Annotated in this window: 1 protein-coding gene; it reads left to right on the top strand. The window is 39.3% G+C overall.

Features of this window, described 5'->3' with window-relative positions; all coding sequences use genetic code 11:
• Window positions 1-90: 90 nt before the first annotated feature.
• Entirely contained in the window at window positions 91-2,022 is a 1,932-nt protein-coding gene (locus F6J94_RS33250; protein WP_293048080.1) for a HEAT repeat domain-containing protein, read from the top strand.
• Window positions 2,023-2,117: the final 95 nt, after the last annotated feature.

The following is a 2,117-nucleotide window of genomic DNA, read 5'->3' as shown; positions in this document are numbered from 1 at the left end:
GACTGTGATTCATTTGATTGAATCAGGATGATTGACAATACTTTACCAGGGGCATAGTTAATACTGTTTATAACCTTGAGGAGTTTGCTAATGAATGAAATCTTTCTAGGACGAGATCAACAACAGGAACGTTTCCGAGATGTGTTAGAATCCTTGCGTGATTCAGCCTCCACTTCCCAAGAACATCCAAAAATTTTTCTACTTCATGGTTTTGGTGGTATGGGTAAAACGACGCTCTTGCAACGACTGTACAACATCAGTCGAGAGGGAGAGTTTCGAAATTGGTTCAATACTTTATGGATGGATTGGGAGAAAGAAAGAGAACACTATATTGGTCTTCAAGTAGACCATGATGCTATTGAGCCAGCTACTATGCTGGAGGCTATTTATCATAAATTTGTTAAGCAGGAAGAATGGAAAGACTATTTTCAAGAGTATAGTGAAACTCAGAGTATCTTGAAAGTAACTATAGAAAAAATTAAACAAGCGGAGGAAGAACAGGAAAGAACGAACCAACCAGTGCGACTTGATTTGACAAAAGACGAATCAGACGTTTACAGAAATTCAGACGAAAAGTTAGCCGAGGCTTTGGGAGCAGGGATTGCGCAGATAGCTGATAAAAAGCCATTACTAATTTTTTTTGACACTTACGAACTGGTTGACCGAATCGAGTGTGATCGTGTTTTGCGCAAGGTGATGAAACATCGTGGCGGTCAGGTTGTGTGGGTAATTGCTGGACGGTCAAATTTAGCAGATAATATCTGGAGAAATGAACCAGCTAAAGAAGCCCTAATTGCAGCCTTGGCAGATAACGATCCCGATATTGTGGCAGTAGCTATCAGGGCTTTAGGGCGTTTAAATGCCCTGGAAGTACCGCAACTTATTCGTTTCCTCAATTTGAATCAATCAAAAGATCGATACGTGCGTGAAGCAGCTGCTCGTCAGTTAGGTTATATGGCTAACGATCCGATAGATATAGCCAAGGTCTTAGAGGCAGTTGAACCTTTAATTGAGGCAATGCGTAATGACTACATTAAGCCAGTTCGGGAGGCAGCTAGTGAGGCAGGAGCTACTATGTATTTTGCAACGGAGTCTTCAGATTATAAAGGAGTAAAATTAAATAAAAATGTTCGTCAAAAACTTCAAGCTTTTCTGATACTATTGGGAATATTATATCCTAAAAACAAAGAAGAATTAGAAGAAACAGATCCGGCAATATTAATGAATAATTTAGACAGTTCCGATGATATTAATGAACGAGAGCGTATTATTCATAAACTAGGGAAGTTACAAGCTCCAAAAGCTGTGAGACCACTGGTTGACTTGCTCCAAGACACCAATCAAGAACCTGATATCAGAGCAACAGCAGCAGCAGCCCTTGGGGAGATCGGAACAGCAACTGCCAATGATGATCCGGCAATTCAGGCTCTACTTAACGCTTTAAGGGATAATGATAGTTTTGTGCGTCTGCAAGCAGCACAAGCTTTGGGGAAATTAATTCCTCCCGTAGGCATAGATGCCTTATACCAAGCTATTAGACAAGATAAATTTAGTAATGTCCGTGATGCTGCCAAGGAGGCATTAAAAAAATATATTATAGATTCTAATCGTTCAACTAGTGAAGATAGACTAAATGCATTTAATTACTTAAAGCTAGTTTATCCAAATGATGCGGAAACACTGTTACAACAACCTATCCCTGATGCCCATGTTTTAAGGAAATATAATCCAGAGCAACAGGTCAATTTTGATAATATGTCTGTGGGTGAACTTATTGATCAACTAAATAATAACAATACTCAAATAAACCCAGATGAATGTGTAGCGATCGCTAAGGCTCTAGGGAAACATGGAGATAGCGATGCCTTAGAGCCACTTATTAACAAACTAAAAGATTTAGAAGAGGGAGATTGGGTAGCACGGGTGTCTGTAATCGAAGCATTAGGTAATTTAAAAATTTCAATGGAGGAATTAGAACAAACCCAATTGGTACAAAAAATTCTGGTGGATAGGTGGCTCTAAGGCATCGCTATCTCCATGTTCCCTAGAGCCTTAGCGATCGCTACACATTCATCTGGGTTTATTTGAGTATTGTTATTATTTAGTTGATCAATAAG

This window comes from Moorena sp. SIO1F2 (assembly GCF_010672755.1).
Lineage (GTDB): Bacteria > Cyanobacteriota > Cyanobacteriia > Cyanobacteriales > Coleofasciculaceae > Moorena.
This window is presented reverse-complemented; position numbering and strand designations above follow the sequence as displayed.

What these genes read in the sequence shown, in the direction of transcription:
- F6J94_RS33250 (WP_293048080.1), top strand. Translation starts at nt 91, where the DNA reads ATGAATGAAATCTTTCTAGGACGAGATCAACAACAGGAACGTTTCCGA.